General features: G+C 60.7%; 23 protein-coding genes and 1 pseudogene. 15 read left to right on the top strand and 9 right to left on the bottom strand.

Annotated features, from left to right (window positions below):
* Window positions 1-342: 342 nt before the first annotated feature.
* From ACTG1P_RS12730 to coaBC, 4 genes are all read right to left on the bottom strand, one after another.
* Window positions 343-1,179, bottom strand: coding sequence for a mechanosensitive ion channel domain-containing protein (locus ACTG1P_RS12730; RefSeq protein WP_440001415.1), 837 nt, complete (start codon window positions 1,177-1,179; stop codon window positions 343-345).
* Window positions 1,180-1,344: 165 nt separating this feature from the next.
* The gene (slmA, locus tag ACTG1P_RS12725) at window positions 1,345-1,941 is read right to left on the bottom strand and encodes a nucleoid occlusion factor SlmA (RefSeq protein WP_005339495.1); all 597 of its coding nucleotides are present in this window, start codon (window positions 1,939-1,941) and stop codon (window positions 1,345-1,347) included.
* 68 nt (window positions 1,942-2,009) lie between these two features.
* The gene (dut, locus tag ACTG1P_RS12720) at window positions 2,010-2,468 is read right to left on the bottom strand and encodes a dUTP diphosphatase (protein ID WP_005355985.1); all 459 of its coding nucleotides are present in this window, start codon (window positions 2,466-2,468) and stop codon (window positions 2,010-2,012) included.
* An 80-nt stretch (window positions 2,469-2,548) separates the two neighbouring features.
* Window positions 2,549-3,751: a bifunctional phosphopantothenoylcysteine decarboxylase/phosphopantothenate--cysteine ligase CoaBC gene (gene coaBC, locus ACTG1P_RS12715; protein WP_005357385.1), complete on the bottom strand. Its 1,203-nt coding sequence runs from the start codon at window positions 3,749-3,751 to the stop codon at window positions 2,549-2,551.
* Window positions 3,752-3,898: 147 nt separating this feature from the next.
* On the opposite strand from coaBC, the gene radC reads away from it, so the two are divergent.
* From radC to ACTG1P_RS12685, 6 genes and pseudogenes are all read left to right on the top strand, one after another.
* Entirely contained in the window at window positions 3,899-4,573 is a 675-nt protein-coding gene (gene radC, locus ACTG1P_RS12710; RefSeq protein ID WP_440001414.1) for a RadC family protein, read from the top strand.
* A 136-nt stretch (window positions 4,574-4,709) separates the two neighbouring features.
* Complete coding sequence (rpmB, locus tag ACTG1P_RS12705) at window positions 4,710-4,946, top strand: 50S ribosomal protein L28 (RefSeq protein ID WP_005307492.1); 237 nt, start codon at window positions 4,710-4,712, stop codon at window positions 4,944-4,946.
* A gap of 11 nt (window positions 4,947-4,957) precedes the next feature.
* Window positions 4,958-5,125, top strand: a complete 168-nt coding sequence (rpmG, locus tag ACTG1P_RS12700; RefSeq protein ID WP_005307500.1) for a 50S ribosomal protein L33 — start codon at window positions 4,958-4,960, stop codon at window positions 5,123-5,125.
* A gap of 93 nt (window positions 5,126-5,218) precedes the next feature.
* Window positions 5,219-5,674: a hypothetical protein gene (locus ACTG1P_RS12695; protein ID WP_440001413.1), complete on the top strand. Its 456-nt coding sequence runs from the start codon at window positions 5,219-5,221 to the stop codon at window positions 5,672-5,674.
* Between the two features lie 24 nt (window positions 5,675-5,698).
* Window positions 5,699-6,510, top strand: a pseudogene (gene mutM / locus ACTG1P_RS12690) (bifunctional DNA-formamidopyrimidine glycosylase/DNA-(apurinic or apyrimidinic site) lyase).
* Between the two features lie 114 nt (window positions 6,511-6,624).
* The gene (locus ACTG1P_RS12685; protein ID WP_440001412.1) at window positions 6,625-7,560 is read left to right on the top strand and encodes a VirK/YbjX family protein; all 936 of its coding nucleotides are present in this window, start codon (window positions 6,625-6,627) and stop codon (window positions 7,558-7,560) included.
* 106 nt (window positions 7,561-7,666) lie between these two features.
* Here ACTG1P_RS12685 and coaD read toward each other — a convergent pair whose 3' ends face one another.
* Window positions 7,667-8,149: a pantetheine-phosphate adenylyltransferase gene (gene coaD / locus ACTG1P_RS12680; RefSeq protein ID WP_005356008.1), complete on the bottom strand. Its 483-nt coding sequence runs from the start codon at window positions 8,147-8,149 to the stop codon at window positions 7,667-7,669.
* A 134-nt stretch (window positions 8,150-8,283) separates the two neighbouring features.
* On the opposite strand from coaD, the gene ACTG1P_RS12675 reads away from it, so the two are divergent.
* Entirely contained in the window at window positions 8,284-9,321 is a 1,038-nt protein-coding gene (locus tag ACTG1P_RS12675; RefSeq protein ID WP_440001411.1) for a glycosyltransferase family 9 protein, read from the top strand.
* 51 nt (window positions 9,322-9,372) lie between these two features.
* On the opposite strand, the gene ACTG1P_RS12670 is transcribed toward ACTG1P_RS12675, so the two are convergent.
* Window positions 9,373-10,149: a glycosyltransferase family 2 protein gene (locus ACTG1P_RS12670; protein ID WP_033136376.1), complete on the bottom strand. Its 777-nt coding sequence runs from the start codon at window positions 10,147-10,149 to the stop codon at window positions 9,373-9,375.
* A gap of 276 nt (window positions 10,150-10,425) precedes the next feature.
* Between ACTG1P_RS12670 and waaF the strand changes: the two genes are divergently transcribed.
* The 5 genes from waaF (at window position 10,426) to ACTG1P_RS12645 (ending at window position 14,471) form a co-directional block, all read left to right on the top strand.
* Window positions 10,426-11,460: a lipopolysaccharide heptosyltransferase II gene (waaF, locus tag ACTG1P_RS12665; protein ID WP_309508266.1), complete on the top strand. Its 1,035-nt coding sequence runs from the start codon at window positions 10,426-10,428 to the stop codon at window positions 11,458-11,460.
* 1 nt (window position 11,461) lies between these two features.
* Entirely contained in the window at window positions 11,462-12,727 is a 1,266-nt protein-coding gene (gene waaA / locus ACTG1P_RS12660) for a lipid IV(A) 3-deoxy-D-manno-octulosonic acid transferase (RefSeq protein WP_440001410.1), read from the top strand.
* Window positions 12,728-12,820: 93 nt separating this feature from the next.
* Window positions 12,821-13,801 carry an acrylyl-CoA reductase (NADPH) gene (gene acuI / locus ACTG1P_RS12655; protein ID WP_440001409.1) on the top strand — a complete coding sequence of 327 codons (981 nt, stop codon included), beginning with the start codon at window positions 12,821-12,823 and terminating at the stop codon, window positions 13,799-13,801.
* 74 nt (window positions 13,802-13,875) lie between these two features.
* Window positions 13,876-14,001, top strand: coding sequence for a hypothetical protein (locus ACTG1P_RS12650; protein ID WP_005339521.1), 126 nt, complete (start codon window positions 13,876-13,878; stop codon window positions 13,999-14,001).
* A gap of 137 nt (window positions 14,002-14,138) precedes the next feature.
* Window positions 14,139-14,471 carry a DUF2799 domain-containing protein gene (locus ACTG1P_RS12645; protein WP_005339523.1) on the top strand — a complete coding sequence of 111 codons (333 nt, stop codon included), beginning with the start codon at window positions 14,139-14,141 and terminating at the stop codon, window positions 14,469-14,471.
* An 18-nt stretch (window positions 14,472-14,489) separates the two neighbouring features.
* On the opposite strand, the gene ACTG1P_RS12640 is transcribed toward ACTG1P_RS12645, so the two are convergent.
* Window positions 14,490-14,654, bottom strand: coding sequence for a hypothetical protein (locus ACTG1P_RS12640; protein ID WP_005339525.1), 165 nt, complete (start codon window positions 14,652-14,654; stop codon window positions 14,490-14,492).
* A gap of 112 nt (window positions 14,655-14,766) precedes the next feature.
* On the bottom strand, window positions 14,767-15,201 hold the full coding sequence (locus tag ACTG1P_RS12635) for a flagellar basal body-associated protein FliL (RefSeq protein WP_040069400.1): 435 nt from the start codon (window positions 15,199-15,201) through the stop codon (window positions 14,767-14,769).
* 145 nt (window positions 15,202-15,346) lie between these two features.
* On the opposite strand from ACTG1P_RS12635, the gene ACTG1P_RS12630 reads away from it, so the two are divergent.
* A complete protein-coding gene (locus tag ACTG1P_RS12630; RefSeq protein WP_278170307.1) occupies window positions 15,347-15,883 on the top strand; it encodes a chorismate--pyruvate lyase family protein in 537 nt (178 codons plus the stop codon).
* Entirely contained in the window at window positions 15,880-16,749 is an 870-nt protein-coding gene (gene ubiA / locus ACTG1P_RS12625) for a 4-hydroxybenzoate octaprenyltransferase (protein ID WP_440001408.1), read from the top strand. The genes ACTG1P_RS12630 and ubiA overlap by 4 nt, the downstream gene beginning before the upstream one ends.
* Window positions 16,750-16,818: 69 nt before the next feature.
* On the opposite strand, the gene plsB is transcribed toward ubiA, so the two are convergent.
* A complete protein-coding gene (gene plsB / locus ACTG1P_RS12620; protein WP_440001407.1) occupies window positions 16,819-19,242 on the bottom strand; it encodes a glycerol-3-phosphate 1-O-acyltransferase PlsB in 2,424 nt (807 codons plus the stop codon).
* 204 nt (window positions 19,243-19,446) lie between these two features.
* Here plsB and lexA point away from each other — a divergent pair, with 204 nt between their 5' ends.
* Entirely contained in the window at window positions 19,447-20,070 is a 624-nt protein-coding gene (lexA, locus tag ACTG1P_RS12615; protein WP_005339540.1) for a transcriptional repressor LexA, read from the top strand.
* Window positions 20,071-20,531 lie beyond the last annotated feature (461 nt).

Genomic DNA, 20,531 nt, shown 5'->3' with positions numbered 1-20,531 from the left:
TCCTGAAATGCCAAGTTGTGTTTGAACCTTGCAGGCAAGGTCCCGCCAAACCTTATTATCCGAGCATTATAGCGAGCCGATCGGGCGGCCCGTGTAACAGATTTTTACCGATTGTCTTTTACCGCAATGGGTCACTGTCGGGAGCATACAACCAGAACATTGGGATTATGTGTCACGAAAGCAAGGCGGATCTTGCGCTTGCTCATGATTGGGGCCACCCCGATGGCCTGAAATTGTTTTCATCCGGTTGGCGTGGTTATGCATCGACATTGCCATGGGCTGGGGCCAGAAACGACAATGCCAGCCCGAAGGCTGGCATTGTTTGTTGCAGCAGAACCGCGATCACGCCTGCGGTTTTTGCATGTGCATCACCATCTGCGGGAAGGGAATTTCGATCCCTTCGGCATCAAAGGTGAGTTTCACCTTCTCGTGGAAGTCGAACCAGACACCCCAGTAGTCAGCGGTTTTCACCCACGGGCGCACCACGATATTGACCGAGGAGTCGGCCAGCGCGGCAACGGCGATGGTGGCTGCTGGATCCTTGAGGATGCGCTGCTCTTCGCTCACCAGACGCTCGAGGATCTGCTTGGCCTTGCGCAGGTCAGAGCCGTAGCCGATGCCAAAGGTCATATCGACGCGGCGGGTATCCATGCGCGAGTAGTTGACGATGGTGCCGTTGAGGATGGCGGAGTTCGGGACTACCACCATCTTGTTGTCAACGGAGGTGAGGGTGGTGGTAAAGAGCTGAACGGATTGCACCACGCCGTTGGTGCCCGCTACTTCGATAAACTCGCCCGCCTTGATGGGGCGGAAGATGATCAGCAGGAAGCCGGCTGCGAAGTTGGAGAGCGAGCCTTGCAGCGCCAGACCGATGGCCAGACCGGCGGCACCGATAATGGCGACGAAGGAGGCGGTCTGCACGCCGACCCGGCCCAGCGCGGCGATTACCACGAACACCAGAATGGCGTATTTGAGAATGCTACCGATGAAGTGAGTGACGGTGATGTCCAGCTTGCGGGCCTGCATCACCTTGACCACGCCACCGCTGATGAGGTTGGCGGCGATATAGCCGACCAGCAGGGTCAGCAGGGCGGCGGCGATATTGACGCCATATTCGATCAGCAGGCCTTGGTTATTGACCAGCCAAGTCTGCGCTTCGGTAATGATTTCGGGTTCCATAGGATGTCCTGTCAGGTTCTAAAAGGTTCATGGTGGATAAATCTAACACCGCAGCGCGACAGTACGGGTCGCATCTGGTACTTCTTTTCTGCCATAAAAACCTGACACAAAAAAGAAGGGAGGCCAAAGCCTCCCTTCTTTTTGCTGAATGATGCGAAAAAACCATCAGCTCTGCAGTAGTTGGCTGCGGATAAATTGCCACTGATCTTCGAAACCGGCGGTCGGCTTGAGCTTGAACTCGGAACGCACGAACTGGCTGATGCGGCCCTCGGTGTAGGCCAGCAGCAGATTGGCCAGCATGGTCTCGTCGAGCTGGAAGCCCTGACCTTCGCGCAGCCGCTTCTCGCGCAGCACCTGTTTGATCTGGGTCTCCAGCTTGTCGAACAGGATGCTGATGCGATCCCGCAGCCGATCGTGCTCACCCAGCAGGGCGTCGCCGTTGAGGATGCGGGTGATGCCGGGATTGCGCTCGGCGAACACCAGCAGCAGCTGCAGGATGTGGTGGCAGCGCGCCATGGTGTCCTTCTCTTCCGCCATGATCAGATTGACCCGTGACAGCAGGGAATCCTCGATAAAGTCGATCAGCCCCTCGAACATCCGCGCCTTGCTGGGAAAGTGTCGATAGAGGGCTGCTTCAGAGACGCCGACCTCGGCCGCCAGACGGGCCGTGGTGATGCGCTGACCCGGACTGGTTTCCAGCATATGGGCGAGCGCTTGCAGGATCTGATCGCGCCGACTCTGTTTCTGATTACTGCTTGCCATGGATTCCCCTAAAAAAACAATGGCTTGATTCTGTTATTAAGCACCGCCCATCGGGCTGGTGTGGTCTGTTATTGGCGACCAGAAGAACCAAAACCGCCTTCACCCCGTTCGCTCTGATTGAACTCATCGACCAGTTGGAAGCTGGCCTGAACTACCGGCATGATCACCAGCTGGGCGATGCGCTCGCCGGGTTGCATGGTGAACTCATCTTTGCCGCGGTTCCAGACCGAAACCATCAGCTGACCCTGGTAATCGGAATCGATCAGACCGACCAGGTTGCCCAGCACGATGCCGTGCTTATGGCCGAGGCCGGAGCGGGGCAGGATGGTGGCACACAGACCCGGATCCTGGATGTGAATGGCCAGACCGGTCGGCACCAGGGTGGTATCACCCGGAGCCAGAGTCAGCGGCGCATCCAGCAGGGCACGCAGATCCATACCGGCAGAGCCCGGTGTGGCGTAGGCGGGCAGCGGGAACTCGGTACCGATACGGGCATCCAGAATCTTCAGTTCAATTTGTGTAGTCATGAATCGCTTTTTCAGTTGGATCTTGTATTGGCGCCCCTCTTGGCAGGCGGGGCGCCGTGAGTCTTGTTCTTTCGGGACGCTCAGTGCCGGTAGTGGCGTGCAATCAGGGCGATCAGGTGACGGGCCAGCGTCAGCTTGTCGGCCAGCGGCAGCGGGGCCTGGCCCCCTTGCCAGAACACGGTCAGGGCGTTGTCATCGGCGTTGAAGCCTTGCCCCTCGCGGGACACATCGTTGGCGGCGATCATGTCCAGCCGCTTACGCTGCAACTTGTCGAGGGCGTATTGTTCCACATCCACGGTTTCGGCGGCAAATCCGACGGTGAAGGGTTTGTCTGAAAGGGCACCGACGGCCGCGATGATGTCGGGGTTTTTCACCAGCTTCACCACCATCTGGTCGTTGTCGCCGGTCTTCTTGATCTTCTGGCTGGCTACCTGCTCAGGACGGTAGTCGGCCACCGCCGCGCAGCCGATGAAGAGGTCGCACTCGCCGACCCGGCTCATCACAGCCTGATGCATCTGCTCCGCGCTCTCCACATCGACACGGGTCACGCCAGCAGGCGTAGCCAGCGTCACCGGGCCGCTCACCAGCGTCACTTCGGCGCCCGCTTCGCGGGCAGCGCGGGCGATGGCATAGCCCATCTTGCCGGAGCTGTGGTTGCTGATGTAGCGCACCGGATCGAGCGCCTCGCGGGTTGGCCCTGCGGTGAGCAGCAGCTTGACGCCTGCCAGCAAGGGCTCGGCGGCCAGCTGCTGGCAGCAGCGATCCACCAGTTCGAGGGGATCCAACATCCGGCCCGGGCCCACATCGCCACAGGCCTGGCTGCCGGCATCCGGCCCCCACAGCAGAATGCCGCGGCTGGCCAGGGTCTTGAGGTTGGCCTGAGTCGCAGCGTTGAGATACATCTGCTGGTTCATGGCGGGCGCCAGCGCGATGGGCGCCGGAGTGGCCAGACAGAGGGTGGTGAGCAGTTCGTCGGCCATGCCGGCGGCCATCCGCGCCATCAGGTTGGCGCTGGCGGGGGCGATCAGTACCAGATCGGCCCACTTGGCCAGCTCGATATGGCCCATGCCCGCTTCGGCAGAGGGATCCAGCAGGCTGTAGGCCACCGGATGACCGGAGACCGCCTGCAGGGTCAGCGGGGTGATGAACTCCTTGGCGGAGCGGGTCATCACCACCCGCACTTCGGCGCCCTGATCTTTCAGGCGGCGTACCAGCTCGGCACTCTTGTAGGCGGCGATCCCGCCACTGACACCCAACAGGATGCGTTTATCGGCCAATCTCATCTGCTGTTTCTCTATCCGGCTCATTCTGACTGGTCGGCTAAGATACCACAGGCAATGGATGACGACAGGGGTTGGCATCAAGGGGTGTGGTCAGGCGCGCGCAATTTTTTGCTATGTTTTTTCTCAACAGGGATGATGGAGAGACAAATGAGCATCAAAGAGTGGCCGGAAGATGAACGCCCCAGAGAGAAGCTGCTGCGTCAGGGGCCCGCGGCGCTCTCCGATGCCGAGTTGCTCGCCATCTTTCTGCGCACTGGCGTCAATGGCCTGAGTGCAGTGGATCTTTCACGTAATCTATTGAATCAATTCGGCTCTTTACGCAGTTTGCTGGGGGCGGATCAACGGGCATTCTGCGAGGCGCACGGCCTTGGCCCGGCCAAATATGCCCAGTTGCAGGCGGTGCTGGAGATGGCCAGACGCCATCTGGCCGAGCAGCTGCACCGGGGCGATGCGCTCACCTCGCCCCAGTTGACCCGGGACTACCTGCAGGCTCAGCTGCGGGATCGACCGAGGGAAGTGTTTGCCCTGCTGTTGCTCGATAATCAGCACAGAGTCATTCAATTTGTTGAGCTTTTTTTCGGCACCATCGATTCGGCAAGCGTCTGGCCAAGAGAAATCGTGCAGATCGCGCTCAAACATAATGCAGCCGCGGTGATTCTGGCGCATAATCACCCGTCCGGCGTCGCCGAGCCCAGTAGGGCCGACCGCCAGATCACGGATCGGATCACGGCCGCTTTGGCCCTGATCGATATCAGAGTGCTGGATCACTTGGTGATCGGTGATGGCATCACGGTTTCTTTTGCCGAGCGCGGTTGGCTATAACTGTGCTCTGGCACCGTATTAGTTGATCTTTGATCACGGATGCTGTATAAAATGCCGCCTTCTGTTTGCCCCGCAATCGAAGGCCAGCGGGGCAGATATTTGCTCGAGCAATGAAGTAAGATTTGGAGAGACTGACATGTCTAGAGTATGCCAAGTAACCGGCAAGCGCCCGGCAGTTGGTAACAACCGTTCGCACGCTAACAACGCCACCAAGCGTCGTTTCCTGCCGAACCTGCACACTCACCGTTTCTGGGTTGAGAGTGAAAAACGCTTCGTAAGCCTGCGCGTATCCGCAAAAGGCATGCGTATCATCGACAAGCGTGGCGTTGAAGTGGTTCTGGCTGAACTGCGCGCCAGCGGTGTTAAGGTATAAGGAATTAGATCATGGCTAAAGGTATTCGCGAGAAAATTCGCCTGAACTCCAGCGCCGGTACTGGTCACTTCTATACCACTACCAAAAACAAGCGCACCATGCCCGAAAAAATGGAGATCAAAAAGTTTGATCCCGTTGTTCGTCAGCATGTGATCTACAAGGAAGGCAAAATCAAGTAATTACTTGATGCTGCATTCCCAAAAACCCGGCTTCGTGCCGGGTTTTTTTATGCGCCGAATTCAGTACACTGCCGGTTCAAAGGGAGGCATGCCATGTTCAAATTGAGCCGCAAAGGCTGGAATAACGTGATCATCGTGGTGGTGCTGATCGTGATCACCCTGTTGCATCGTATGGAGACTGCCCAGCAGGAGAACAGCGCCAAGCGGGCTCGCCCCTTGTTGCCGGATGCAGCCGTGGTGCTCACCTGGCAGGGGCCGAGCTGGCAGATTGAGCGGATTGGTCAGGGCTGGCGCAGCGTGCCGGATCTGGGGCTCGACACGGCGCAGCTGGATGCTCGTCTGGCGCGCTGGCAAGGCTGGTTGCTGCCCCCCGGCGAGGTGGTGCGCGGCACCCCGGTGACCATCAAGGTGTGGATTGCCGGCCAGAGCGATCCGGTCGAGATCGGCCTCTATCAGAACAGCGGCCAATATGGCGCTCAGCTGCCCTCCGGTCTCTGGCTCACCCTCACTGCCGAGCAGTATCGCGATATGCTGCGTCCTGCCCCCTGAGTTCCTTTTCCTTGCGAGGTGCCCATGCCTGAATTACCAGAAGTTGAAGTCAGTCGTCAGGGGATCTCCCCTGGCTCACCGGTATCAAGGTGACGCGTGTGGTGGTGCGGGATGGCCGCCTGCGCTGGCCGATCCCCGGTGAAATTCAGGAGCTGGTGGATCTCACCATCCATCGGGTGCGTCGCCGTGCCAAATACCTGCTGCTGGAGACCGATTTCGGCACCGCCATCCTTCATCTGGGGATGTCCGGCAGCCTGCGGGTGCTGGATATCGGCACCCCGGCCGAGAAGCACGACCACGTGGATATCGAGCTGGAGAATGGCAAGTTGCTGCGGCTCAACGATCCGCGCCGCTTCGGCGCCCTGCTCTGGACTCGGGAACCGGCCGAAGCCCACGCGCTGCTCGCCAAGCTGGGGCCCGAGCCGCTCACCGATGCCTTCAGTGCTGATTACCTACGCGAGCGTGCCAAGGGTCGCAGCACCGCCATCAAACAGTTCCTGATGGACAATCAGGTGGTGGTCGGGGTGGGCAACATCTACGCCAACGAGGCGCTCTATGCCGCCGGCATTCACCCCAAGCGGGCGGCAGGCAATATCAGCGCCGAGCGGCTGGGAACCCTGGTGGCCGAGATCAAGCGCGTGTTGGCCGAGGCGATTCGCCAGGGCGGCACCACTCTCAAGGATTTCACCAGTGCCGATGGCAAGCCGGGCTATTTCGTGCAGCAGCTGCAGGTTTACGGCCGTGGCGGTCAGCCCTGTTTCCACTGTCACACCCTGCTGACCGAGACAAGAATGGGCCAGCGCACCACGGTTTTTTGCAGTCATTGCCAGCGCTGAGCGCACTTTTTGCCCCGATCCGGGGGAAGTTGTAACAGCGTATTTCCACTCTGTTGAAGATTTGCACAGCTGTCACTAGTATCCCGACCGTTCAGGCGGTTTGAGAATATAGAAATGACAGTTAAATCAATAGACTGGGAATATTTATCCCGGCAGGAGCGCTATTGCGCAAAATCCATGGCCTGCTTCCTCTACCCCGAGGGATGTGACCGGAAAACCTTCAATCGCGGCAAGTTTGTGCTGCGCAGCCTGCTCTATCGCAAGTCGCTGAGCCAGGTCTTCAGCCTGTTTCAGTGCGACTCGCTCAAGGCGCTGCCAGCGGTCTATCCCGAGTTGCTCGACAAGCCGATGCGCCCCTATCGCTTCGCCTGTGCCAGCGCCCGTGAGCGGGCCGAGATGCTGGAAAATCACTACCGTTTGCTGCTGGAGTGCTACCCGCAGCTGATCGACCCCCTCTATCTGGGCGAGGGGATCGAACTTGGGCACTATCCCAAGAGCGGCAGCCGCATTCTGTTGCGTCACGATGGCACCTTCCGCCGCGAGGCCGAGCTGGCGCTCTCCATCGTCAACGGCGAGGGACAGCGCCTCTACAGCTGCGCCTTTTCGCTGGCGGGTAGCGTCGATCGTTTGATTCTGATGATCGGCTCCATGCAGGGGCCGGAGCCTGCGGTCGACAATGCTCAGGATCGGGTGCGCGAGCTGACCAAAGAGGGACACGGCCTGCGGCCCAAATCCCTGTTGGTGCAACTGGTGCTGCAACTGGCGCAGAGCATGGGGGCGGCGGAGGTGCTGGCGGTGCGCAAGCGGGCCCACGTGTTTCAGGCCAAGCGTTACAGCAGCAAGCAGAAAGCCAATTTGCAGGCTGATTATGACGAGCTGTGGCAGGAGTTCGACGCCCGGGATGTGGATGCCAACTTCGTCGCTCTGCAAGCCCAGCCGCGCAAGCCGCTGGAGGAGATCGCCTCCAAGAAGCGGGCCATGTACCGGCGCCGCTACGAGTGGCTCGATCTGCTGGTGCAGGAGATGAGCGAGCGGTTTGCCCGTCAGTAACCGGCAAGCAGGCTGACCTCTCCATAGCGAGACAGATACAACAAGGGCTACCCGCGGGTAGCCCTTGTTCGTAGTTGCCGTTGGGAATGGCGAGTGTGGAAGGGGATCACCCTTTCTGTTTGGCTGCGATGGCCTGGGCCACTACCGGGTCGACAAACTGGCGGATATCGCCACCGTGCAGCGCTACCTCTTTCACCAGAGTGGAGGAGATAAAGGAGTTCTCCTCCGCCGGGGTGAGGAAGACGCTTTCCAGCTCCGGCATCAGGCGGCGGTTCATATTGGCCAGCTGGAACTCGTACTCGAAGTCGGAGACGGCGCGCAGGCCGCGGATCAGCACGTTGGCCTGATGCTCTTTGGCGAAATCGACCAGCAGGCCGGAGAAGCCCACCACCTTGACGTTGGGAAGCTGGCTGGTCACTTGCTGGACAAGCTGGACACGTTCTGCCAGATCGAACAGCGGGCGCTTGCTCGGGCTGTTGGCGACCCCGACCACCACCTCGTCAAACAGCTTGGCGGCGCGGCCGATCAGATCGGCGTGGCCATTGGTAACGGGATCAAAAGTCCCGGGATAAATTACCCTGGTAGTCATCTTTGCGGTCCTGCAACCTGGAAATTTGGTCGCATTATAAGGTCGTCGCTTGAGAATAGCAGTGCATCAGGCAAGAATACGCCATCGCGCATCAAGCCTCCTTGCATTGGTGACAGGGAGCAAAGGGATTTTTTATGAAACGTATTCTGGTCGTTCGCAATGACAAGATTGGTGACTTCATGCTGGCGTGGCCTAGCTTCGCCATGCTCAAAGGCTCCATGGAGTGTCATGTGACTGCCCTGGTTCCGGCCTACACGGCGCCGCTGGCCCGGCTCTGCCCCTGGATTGACGATGTGATCATCGATCCGGGCGTGCGGGCCGACAAGGAGCAACAGCGAGCGCTGCTGGCGCGGATCAAGGCGGCGGCGTTCGACGCGTCCATCTGCCTCTTCTCCAACTCCCGCAACGCCATGCTGGTGTGGAAGGCGCACATCCCTTACCGGCTGGCCCCGGCGACCAAGCTGGCGCAGGTGCTCTACAACCAGCGACTGGTGCAGCGTCGCTCCCGCTCCCAGAAGCCGGAGTCCGAGTACAACCTGGAGCTGATCCGCCGCTTCCTGGCCGATCAGCAGGTGGCCGTGGTGGAGCCCAAGACCCCCTTCCTGCAGTTCGATGACGAGACCCTGCTACAGGTGCGCGAGCAGCTGGCACTCAAGCTCAAGCTCGATGCCAGCCGCCCCTGGCTGATGGTGCATGCCGGTAGCGGTGGGTCTGCCAACAACCTCTCCATCGAGCAGTATGCCCGCATCATCATCAAGCTCAATCAGGCCTGCCCCGAGCTGCAGTGCGTGCTGACCGCAGGCCCGGGCGAGGAGAAGATGGCCGAACAGCTGGCGGCCGAGTTGCTGGCCCACGGTGGCAATGGCTGGATCTATCGCTCCAGCGATGGTCTGCCGATGTTCTGTCAGGTGCTGGCCAACGCAGCCCTGTTCGTTGCAGGCAGTACTGGCCCGCTCCATATCGCTGGCGCGCTCGATGTGCCGACCATCGGCTTCTTCCCGATGCGCCGCTCCGCCACTCCGCTGCGCTGGAAGCCCCTCAACAGCGAAGGGCGTCACCTCGCCTTCAGCCCGCCGGAGGATAGCGACCACCCGGAGGATATGAGCCAGCTCGATCCCAAGACCATGGTGCCGGTGATGGCCCGCTGGGCGGCGCCTTTCTGGCGCAAGTAACGTATGCAGCAATGCAAACAGGGCCCCGTGGGGCCCTGTTTCGTATGACGGTTATTCCGGCTGCTGCGGCTGCTGGCGCACCCAGAGGTCGGCGTATTTGACGAAGGTGGAGTGGGCGGAGAGGATCGCCAGCAGCAACCCCTGCTTGCCATCGAGGAAGCCCGCTTTGAGCAGGTACATCTTGAGGAAGCAGCCAACAGCATGGATCAGCCCCTGACTGAGGGAGCCCTTCTTGCCGCGAGCGGTGCGCTGATCGGCCCAGGCGCGGGCATAACCGGCGGATTTGACCAGATAGTGCTCCAGATCCCGATAGGTGAAGTGGAGCAGGTCGCCATGAATATTGACGATCTTCATGTTGGCGCGCACTTCCACCTTTTCGTGCACCAGCGCCTCGTTGTAGCTGGTGAGTGCCTTGGGATAGAGGCGCAGCACCCGATCCGGATACCAGCCGCTGTGGCGGATAAAGCGGCCAAAGACCCAGGAGAGGCGCGGCAGCGAGTAGATGGTGTCGCTGGCCGGATTGGCCATCACGTTGGCGATGGCGGTTTTCAGCTCGGGGGTGAGCCGCTCGTCGGCATCCAGCCACAACACCCAGTCGGATTGCACGTGGGACTGGGCCAGTCGGCGCTGTTTGCCAAAGCCCGGCCACTTGGCGTTGACGAAGAAACGGGCCCCAAATTCGGCGGCGATGGCCGGGGTCTCGTCCTGACTGCCTGAGTCCAGAATGACGATCTCGTCCACCAGTCCGTCGAGGGAGGCGAGGCACTTACGCAGGTTGTCGGCTTCATTCTTGACGATCAGAACGGCAGCCAGAGTCGGTTTTTTCACGAAATGGGGCTCTCGGTTGTTGCCCGTCTGGCGGGGCGAATGCGTATTGATGGGCCATTCTAACGGAAAAACGGGCCAAAGAGAGAGCCGCCATTGCTCGTTTCTCCCTGCTGGTTGCCTGTCTCGTCTCGCCCGGTTGGAAGAGGGTCACCGCTGGAAAAATGAGGCGGATGGGGGGATGCGCGAGGATCTTCTGTTATTTATCCACTCATTCTTGGGGCATAATCTCGCCCAGTGATGATTAACCGCCGGGCCAGACCCGAGAGAAGACGCGTAATGAAAATATTGGTGATCGGCCCCTCCTGGGTCGGCGATATGGTGATGTCCCAGAGTCTCTACAAGGCGATCAAGGCCAACCATCCCGAGTGCGAGCTGCACGTGATGGCCCCCGCTTGGTGCTGCGCCCTGCTGGAGCGGATGCCGGAGGTGGACAAGGCGATCACCATGCCCCTTGGCCACGGTGACTTCAAGCTGGTGGCGCGCCGCCGCCTCGGCAAGCAGCTGGCAGCCGAGAAGTACGATCAGGCCATCGTCCAGCCCAACTCCATGAAATCGGCGCTGATCCCCTGGTTTGCCCGCATTCCGGTGCGTACCGGCTGGAAGGGGGAGCACCGCTTCGGCCTGCTCAACGATATGCGCAGCAACAAGTCCGCCTTCCCACTGATGGTGGAGGGCTATCTGGCGCTCGCCTATTCCAAGGAGCAGATGAAGAGCCGGGCCGATATTCCGACCATTCCCCACCCCTCTCTGCACGTCGATCTGGTCAACCAGAGCAAGGCGCTGGAGCGGCTGGGACTGGATCGCGCCCGCCCGGTGCTGGTGCTCTGTCCCGGTGCCGAGTTTGGCCCGGCCAAGCGCTGGCCGGAGGGGCACTACGCCGTGGTGGCCCAACAGCATCTGGACGAGGGGTGGCAGGTGTGGATCTTCGGTTCCAACAAGGATGTGCCGGTGGCCAATACCATCCGGGATCGGGTCAATCTGCTGACTCGCCCCAACTGCCACGTGCTGGCGGGCAAAACCAGCCTGCACGAGGCGATCGACCTGATGGCGCTGGCCAGCCGGGTCATCTCCAACGACTCCGGCCTGATGCACATCGCCGCCGCTCTCAACCGGCCGCTGGTGGGCGTCTATGGCTCCACTTCGCCGCTCTATACCCCGCCGCTGGCGGATCGGGTCGAGATCGTTCACACCGACATCGAGTGCCGCCCCTGCTTCAAGCGCACCTGCAAGTTCGGCCATCTCAAGTGTCTGATCGACCTGGCGCCGGAGCAGGTGGTCGATGCCTGCAAGAAGCTGGAGCAGAGTCAGTAAGATGCCCTACCGTCTGCTCTACAACCTGCTGATCCATCTGGGATTGCCGCTGGCGCTGCTGGCCCTCTACAAGCCTAAGAAAGGCAAACCCGGCTTTGGCAAGCGCTGGGCCGAGCATCTCGGGCGGCTACCCGCCACCGGACAGGAGGCGCCGCTCTGGATCCATGCGGTGAGCGTGGGAGAGACGCTGGCCATCACGCCGCTCATTCGTGCCCTCAAGGCGGAGCGACCCGATCTGCCGATCCTGCTCACCACTACCACCCGCACCGGCGCCGATCAGGCTGCCAGGCTGGGGGATCTGGTGATCCATCGCTACGCGCCGCTCGACTACCCCTGGGCCATTGCCGCCTTTCTCGACAACTTCAAGCCGCGCGCGCTCTGGGTGATGGAGACCGAGCTGTGGCCGAACTGGCTGGCCGCCTGCGAGGCGCGCCATCTGCCGGTGACCATCATCAATGCCCGCCTTTCCGAGCGATCCTGCCAGCGTTATGCCCGCTTCCACGGCGCTTTCGACGCCCTGAGCCGGCCGTTGACCCATCTGCTCTGTCAGCATCAGGATGACGCAGACCGCTTCGCCCGCCTCGGCATCGATCGTTCGCGGCTGGCGGTGACCGGCTCCATCAAGTTCGATATCCAGTTTGGTGACGAGGTGCAGGCCAAGGGGCGCGCCCTGCGTCAGCAGCTGGGGGCGGATCGGCCGGTCTGGATCGCCGCCAGCACCCATCTGGGTGAGGACGAGCAGGTGCTGGCCGCTTTCGATCTGCTGCTCAAACGCCATCCCGACGCGCTGCTCATTCTGGTACCGCGCCACCCCGAGCGGTTCGACCGGGTGGCCGAGCTGTGTGCCCCTTATGGCTGCGTGCGGCGCACTAATGGTGCTGTGGTGCGTGCGGAGGATAAGGTCTATCTCGGCGATACCATGGGCGAGCTGCCGCTGATGCTGGCGGCGGCCGATGTGGCCTTCGTTGGCGGCAGTCTGGTGAAGATTGGCGGTCACAACCTGCTGGAGCCGGCAGCCCTCGGCAAGCCCTGCCTGACGGGGCCCGCCTACTTCAACTTCAGCGATATCACTCGTCAGCTGGTGGCTCAGGGGGGCGCCGCCATCGTGGCCGATGCCGCCGAGCTGGGCGAGCAGGTGAGCCAGCTGTTTGCCGACGGCAACGCCCGCCGCGAGATGGGGGAGCAGGCCCGCGCCGTGGTGCTGCGCAATCAGGGGGCGCTGGCGCACACCCTCTCGCACTGCCTCACTGCGCTGGAGAACGACTGAACCCATGATGGGCACCGCGCTGGCCCTCGATTTTCAACTGCAAAAGCGCCAAAGCAGCTGATCCCCGTTCCACACGTCATCAAAGAGGCAACCATGTTCAAGGCTCTGTTACTGGAAAACCAAGACGGCAAGACTGTTCCAACCCTGACCCGACTGACCGAGAGCCAGTTGCCGGAAGGTGAGGTTCGGGTGGCCGTTGCCTACAGCTCCATCAACTACAAGGACGGGCTGGCCATCACCGGCAAGGGCAAGATTGTGCGTCAGTGGCCGCTGGTGCCCGGCATCGACTTCGCCGGTACCGTGCTCGAATCTGCCGACAGCCGCTATCAGCCCGGCGACAAGGTGGTGCTGACCGGTTGGGGTGTGGGCGAAGGGCACTGGGGCGGCATGGCCGAACAGGCGCGGGTCAAGGGGGACTGGCTGGTGCCGTTGCCCGCCGGGCTGGATGAGCGGCAGGCCATGTGCATCGGTACCGCCGGTCTCACCGCCATGCTCTGCGTGCTGGCGCTGGAAGAGGCGGGCATTACTCCCGAAAGCGGCGAGGTGCTGGTCACCGGCGCGGCAGGCGGCGTGGGCTCCATCTCAGTCGCTCTGCTGGCGGCCTTTGGCTATCAGGTGGCGGCGCTGACCGGTCGCCCCGAAGAGCAGGGCGCCATGCTGACCGCACTGGGGGCCAGCCGCATCGTGCCGCGCAGCGAGCTGCTAGTGCCTGCCAAGCCGCTGGAGAAGCAGCTGTGGGCCGCTGCCATCGATACCGTCGGCAGTCAGGTGCTGGCCAAGCTGCTGGCTCAGATGAACTATGGCGGCGCTGTGGCGGCCTGCGGGTTGGCGGGCGGCTTTGATCTTCCTACCAGTGTGATGCCCTTCATCCTGCGCAACGTGCGGTTGCAGGGGGTCGATTCGGTGATGTGCCCGTTTGAACGTCGTCAACTGGCGTGGCAGCGACTGGCACGGGATCTTCCCGCCAGCTTCTTTGAGCAGGCGGTCACCGAGATTGGGCTGGAGCAGGTAGTGGAGGCCGCCGAGGCCATCACGCAAGGCCAGATCGCCGGCCGGACTCTGGTCAAACTTTGAACTCTCTCTGACTGGCGAGCCCGACAATTCCGGATAAAATTGGAGTGCGGGTGAACTATCCAAGGAGAGTGAAGATGGGTGGACACAAGCCGGATTACGACTCCTCTGATGATGATTGGGAGCCGGATTCCTGGGAAGAAGAGCTGGATCAGTGGGAAGATGAAAGCTGGCAAGATGATGACACTTTCGATGACCAGTGAACCACGGTATTGAACGAACAGGCGGGCTTTGGGCCCGCCTGATTTTTTTGCCGCGCTCACATGGCTGAGTGTTCGCCCTTGGTCAGGGGCGGGGCGCTGGGTAGAATGGACTGCCCAAATGACGCTCAAGGATGACTATGCGACTCACCATCATATTGTTGGCTGCCCTGCTGGGTGGCTGTGTCTCCAACGATGATCCCTGCGAGAAGGTGTGGAGTGAGGTGGGGGAGGCGGATGGCAAGCTGGGCTTCACCACCGAGCGGATCGAGTTCCATCAGGGCCAATGTGGCAAGAAGGTAGATGCCGAACTGTGGAAGCAGGGACATCAGAAGGGATTGGCATGGTATTGCCGCCCCGAGCATCTCTATCTGGCTGGCCGCTCAGGCGAGGAGTATCGCGGTGTCTGCCCGAATGATACCCAGGCGCGCAGATTGTTCGAGCAGGGGCGTCAGGGGTGGACCGATCAATAACGCCCTGACAGGGAGGGGCTACTCCTCTTTCAAGCGCAGCGGTTGGCAGAGGTAACCCTTGTCATTGGCACTGCGGGCGCACTTGCTGCAGACAAACTTGGGTTTGCGCACGATTTTTCTCAGCGCCTTGAGATCGGTGGGGATCTCGTGACGGCGCCATTCACACAGGGTTTTGCTGCCCATAACGACTACCTCTACGACTTGACGGCCGTATTGTAATCGATTTTCATTTCGAATAAACCGGCAAAGCTCACTTATTGGCCGATATGCCAATAAGCGATTGTTTCGGGAGGGATTACTGGTAGAGGAACTTGGTGAAGATGAGCTCGCGCACCGCTTTCTTGCCAGTCTCTTTCACCAGCAGTTCGTTGACGGTTGTCTCGCACTCCTTGCGCAGCTCTTCTCGGTTGGTCAGGGACTTCACTTGATCGGCATTTTTGCTGCCAATCAGGCGGATGATGGCATCGCGGATCAGCGGGTCATGCTGCTCCAGCAGTTTGAGGTCGGCTTCGTTTTCCGCCATCAGCTCTACCGTGACCCGGATATAACCGAGGGTTTTGCTATCACTCAGGTAGTTGGTGATGATGTCGGGATCGAGCGCGTGGTAGGAGAAACCGGGCTTGGCAGCCCCCTCCGTGCCCTCGGCGGGCGGCTCATCTTCAGCCAGAGCTTGCTGCTGCAGGGCGCCACAGCTCAGTAACAACACCAGCAGAATTTTGAAGATCTTCATATAGATGGCTCATCAGCAAGAGATAACCCATTTTTGATGTTGCCATCGGGGCCGTCAAGCACGGATGTTCTTACATTTCGCTATTGATTTACGGATAATAAACCGGATTTTAACCTGAACACGGAAATCTCTGGATGGTGAAGCTGTGAAGTCCGAGTTGACTGTTCCCCTCACGCCGTTAAGCGGGTGGCTGGCCCCCGAATGTTGCGAATTGCCCGCCAGCTTGCGCCCCTGGCTGCTGGAGCCCGGCTCCATGACCCGGCGGCTGCGTCAGCACAATCGCCACTTTTCGGTGGAGTGGCTGGGCAATCACCCGGTCGCCCTTACTGCCGATGAGCAGTGGCTGGTGGATTCGGCCTCGCAGGCCGGTACCTGCCGCGAGGTGATCCTGCATGGGGATCGTGGGCCCGCCGTGCTGGGCTGGACTCTGTTTGCCGATGACGCACTGCAAGGGAGCGGCATTGCCGAGCTTGGCGAGCAGCCGTTGGGTGAGCGGGTATTTGGCCATGAGCCTGCCCGCCGCGATCATCTGCAGTTGGCCCGTTTCGATATTGCCGCCAATCCTCGTTGCCCGGCCGCCACTGTCTGGGGGCGTCGTTCCCGTCTGTTTCTGGGGCAGTGGCCACTGCTGGTGCACGAGCTGTTTCTGCCCTCTCTCGTCTGTGACAAGGAGCTGGAGTGAATCTGTTAACCAAGGAGCGGGGACTTGCCTATATGCAGTTGGCCCGCGTCGACAAACCCATAGGTACTCTGCTGCTGCTGTGGCCAACCCTGTGGGCGCTCTGGCTAGCCGCCGGTGGCCTGCCCAATCTCTGGGTGCTGACCGTATTTGTGGTCGGGGTCTTTCTGATGCGCTCGGCCGGGTGCGTCATCAACGACTATGCGGATCGGAACTTCGATGGCCACGTCAAACGCACCGCTGGTCGCCCCTTGCCCACGGGCAGAGTCAAACCGTGGGAGGTGCTGGCGCTCTTCTTCGTGCTGGCGCTCATCTCGTTTGGTCTGGTGCTGACCATGAATCCGCTCACCATCGGTCTGTCGTTTGTCGGCCTGCTGCTGGCGGTGAGCTACCCCTTCATGAAGCGCTTTATCTCCAACCCCCAGCTGGTGCTCGGGATGGCCTTCTCCTGGTCGATCCCGATGGCCTATGCGGCCCAGGCGGATGCCCTGCCGCTGGTGGCTTGGCTACTCTTCTTCGCCAACCTGCTCTGGACGGTGGCTTACGACACCCAGTACGCCATGGTGGATCGGGATGATGACCTCAAGATCGGCCTCAAATCCAGCGCCATCCTGTTTGGTCGTTACGACAAACGGATCATCGGCGTACTGCAACTCTCGACGCTGCTGCTGCTGCTGGCGGTCGGGCAGCTGATGACGCTGGGGGGCTGGTATTACTGGGGATTGCTGGGAGCTGCGGTGCTGTTTGTCTATCAGCAGCGGCTCATTCGCGAGCGGCAGCGGGAAGCCTGCTTCCAGGCGTTTCTCAACAACAACTATGTGGGGGCGCTGGTGTTTGCCGGTCTGGTGCTCGATTACCTGCTGGTGTGACCTGTTCCCGCGCAAACTCCGATAAAAAAGAAGGCCGCATGATGCGGCCTTCTTTGTTTGCGTTGCAGATTAGAGCTGATTGCCTGCCTGAATGGTGCGGCGGATCTTGTTGCTCAGCAGCGGCACTATGTTGTCGGCCAGTGCCTGGAAGCGGCCGAGATCCGGCTTGCACTCGGGAGAGAGGTAACCCTCCTTGCGCAAGGTGTGGATCAGGGTGCTGAACAGCTTCTGGTCGAAGAACTCGGGGGCGTTGATGCCGTGCAGGGTGCCGAGGCGCTCTGCCATCATCAGGCCGTCCGCCTCCAGCTGCTCCGCCTCGATATGGGGCTGGGCCAGCACCCGGGTCAGCACGATGGCGTAGCGTTGCAGGGTCTCCTGAATGCTCTCAGCCAGCAGCAGCAGGCGCATCTGGTTGGCCGGATTGACCCAGTAGCCGTCATCGCGGGTCTCGATCAGCTGCTGGGTCTGCAGCGCGTCGAGCAGGCTGTCGACCAGCGCCGGCAGCTCCTCCTCTTCATAACGCAGGAACAGCTCGGTCTTGAGCAGCGGATAGATGTCGATGCAGCGGGCCATGATCTCGCTGCGGGAGATCCCCTCGCACCGTTCGATCAGTGCCGCCACCAGAGAGGGCATGGCGAACAGGTGGAGGATGTTGTTGCGGTAGTAGGTCAGCAGGATCGCCTGATAGCGGTCCAGACTGATGATCTGCCCCAGTTTGTCCTCGCTCACCTCGAACTTGTTGAGCTCCATCGCCTGATCCAGCAGGGTCTTGGCATCTTCATCCGGAATGGTGCTCTGCGGGCTGTAAGGCACCGCTTTGAGCAGATCCAGATAGGTGTTGAGCTGGGCCTGCAACTCGTCGCGGGTCAGGGCGTGGCGCTCGGCGGCCAGCAGCGCCAGCGCGCTCAGGGTCAGGCCGTTGACCGCGGCCGCGCCGTTGATGCGGGTCATCAGCAGTTCGGCCAGATTGTTGACAGTGCCCGCCATCCACTCCGGACGCTCCTCTTCCCCGATGTGCTTTTTCCAGTCGGGGATATGCTCGCTCAGGTAACTGTTGAGAGTCAGCGGCTCGCCGAAGTTGACGAAACCACGGCCGTAGTTGCGCAGCTTGCGCAGGATGCCGAGCACCTGCAGGAAGCTCTCCTTCTCCTTGCGGCTCCCCTTGAGCTCGTTGTGGTAGGTGTTCACCTCCATCACGTGCTCGTAACCCAGATAGACCGGCACCAGAGTCACCGGCCTGTCCAGTCCGCGCATCATCGCCTGCAGGGTCATCGCCAGCATGCCGGTCTTGGGCGGCAGCAGGCGACCAGTACGGGAGCGACCACCCTCGGTGAAGAACTCTACCGAGTACCCCTTGGCAAACAGCAGGTTGAGGTATTCCCGGAATACCGTGCTGTAGAGCGGGTTGCCCTTGAAGGTGCGGCGAATGAAGAAGGCGCCGCCGTGGCGGAAAATCGGGCCCGCTGGCCAGAAGTTGAGGTTGATGCCTGCCGCGATATGGGGCGGCACCATCCCCTGGTGGTAGATGACGTAGGAGAGCAGCAGGTAGTCCATGTGGCTGCGGTGGCAGGGAACGTAGACGATCTCGTGTCCTTCCTGCGCCAGCTGGCGTACCTTCTCGGCGCCATTGACCGACAAACCGCGGTAGAGCTTGTTCCACAGCCAGCCGAGGAAGCTCTCGCCAAGGCGGATCAGCCGGTAAGAGAAGTTGGAGGCGATCTCGTCCATGTAGCTATGGGCGCGCTTTTGCGCCTTCTCGAGGCTGATCCCCTCACGCTGGGCCTCTTCTTCAATCGCCTGCTGGATCACCGCGGAGTCGAGCAGCTGCTTGAACAGCAGGTTGCGGTTCGGCAGTTTCGGGCCGGTGGCGGCCAGCTGCTGACGGCTGAAGTGGGTACGGGCCACTCGCGCCAGCTTGTGGGCGATCGCCTCGTCGGTGCCGTGTTTGTCCGCCATGTAGCGCAGGGAGAGCGGCGGCGAGAAGCGCACCAGATTCTCGCGCCCCTTGAGGATCACGATAAGTGCCTTCTTCAGCCGGTTCGGCGCCAGGCTGCTGATGATGTTGAGGCCGGAGGCTTCTTCCCCTTCCCGACCCGGAGCTCGACCCCAGAACAGGGTGACGGGCACCACCTGGATATCCAGTGCGGAATCCTGCTTGTGCAGATCCAGCAGCTGGTGGAACTCCTGCAGGAAGGGGAGCGGTTTGCTGCGTTTGCCAAACAGGGGAGGCGGACGATCCAGACAGACATAGCGCGGCAGCAGCTGGCCGTTCAGTTCCAGCGGCGTGAAGGGACCGGGCAGACCGAGATCCTCGCAGCACTGCTGCAGGGTCATCAGGTCGGTGATCGAACTGGTTTTCAGGGCATAGACGATGGGTCTGGCCGGATCCAGATTGAGTTCTGTGATGGGATTTTCCGGCAGGCTCTTGTGATTGACCAAGCCGCTGACCGGCCATTGCAAGATGGCTCTGGAAATCTTCTGTCCTAGGGACATGTGCGTCTGCTCTCCAAAAAAATGCGGCGTGAGCATAGCAAATCGACAGCCCCTTGTCGCCGAGAGGTACGATGAGTCGGCTGCGCAGGATCAAAACAGCAGTAAATGAGAGGTTGGTTGCGACAAATGTCAGCTGCGCCTTGCCTTGGCCACTGCACTGTATATACTGCCAGTGTGCTGTATAAAAAAACAGGTGCCAATTCTATGAAACCCCTTACCCCCCGCCAGGCCGAAGTGCTGGAGCTGATCAAGGTGAACATGAGCGAGACCGGTATGCCGCCGACTCGTGCCGAGATTGCCCAGAAGCTTGGTTTCAAGTCGGCCAATGCGGCCGAAGAACATCTGAAGGCCCTGGCCAAAAAAGGGGTCATCGAGATCATGCCGGGCACGTCCCGCGGCATTCGCCTGTTGCTCGAAGAGGAAGAGGTGCTGGAAGAGAGCGGCCTGCCGCTCATCGGCAAGGTGGCCGCCGGTGAACCCATCCTGGCTCAGGAGCATATCGAGAGCCACTATCAGGTTGATCCCGCTCTGTTCCATCCGCGCGCAGATTTTCTGCTGCGGGTACAGGGGATGAGCATGAAGAACATCGGCATTCTGGATGGCGATCTGCTGGCAGTGCACAAGACCCAGGAGGTGCGCAACGGTCAGGTAGTGGTCGCCCGTCTCGATGAGGATGTCACCGTCAAGCGCTTCCAGCGCAAGGGCAGCCAGGTATGGCTGCTGCCGGAGAATGAAGAGCTCTCCCCCATCGAGGTGGACCTCTCCTGCCAGCAGCTCACCATCGAGGGGCTGGCTGTCGGGGTGATCCGCAACGCCGACTGGATGTAATCATCTCCGCCAACGGCGTTTGCCACACGGCCTCCTTCGGGAGGCCGTGCTGTTTCTGGCGCACTTTCCCTGTCATATCAAACAGATCATCGGTGGCGGCATTTTTGTCCTGCGCGACCGGCTACCAATCATCCATTTCAGATATATGCTCAGATCAGTGCCCTGTCGCCGAGACAGGGCTTGGCACCTCCCTCTGACCATCACAATGCGTCGGTACGGGAGGGCCGGTAACAACGAGAATCGGGCAGTACACCTTCACGGGATATGAAGGGGGAGTGGGGAGATCCCTAGCCTTGTCAGGCAAAGGGGACCACTCTGTAGTCGTTGCAGATAGTCGTGACGGGCCTGTTCCCAGTTCAGGCCGACGAAGCAACATGACCTGTCGGTCAAGGAGGACTGGTATGGCATCAAGATCGCCATGGGATTCAGAGGCTGGGGCTGCGCCAGCGGAATCGTCAATC

The organism is Aeromonas sp. 11P, assembly GCF_051920165.1.
Lineage (GTDB): Bacteria > Pseudomonadota > Gammaproteobacteria > Enterobacterales > Aeromonadaceae > Aeromonas > Aeromonas veronii.
This window is presented reverse-complemented; position numbering and strand designations above follow the sequence as displayed.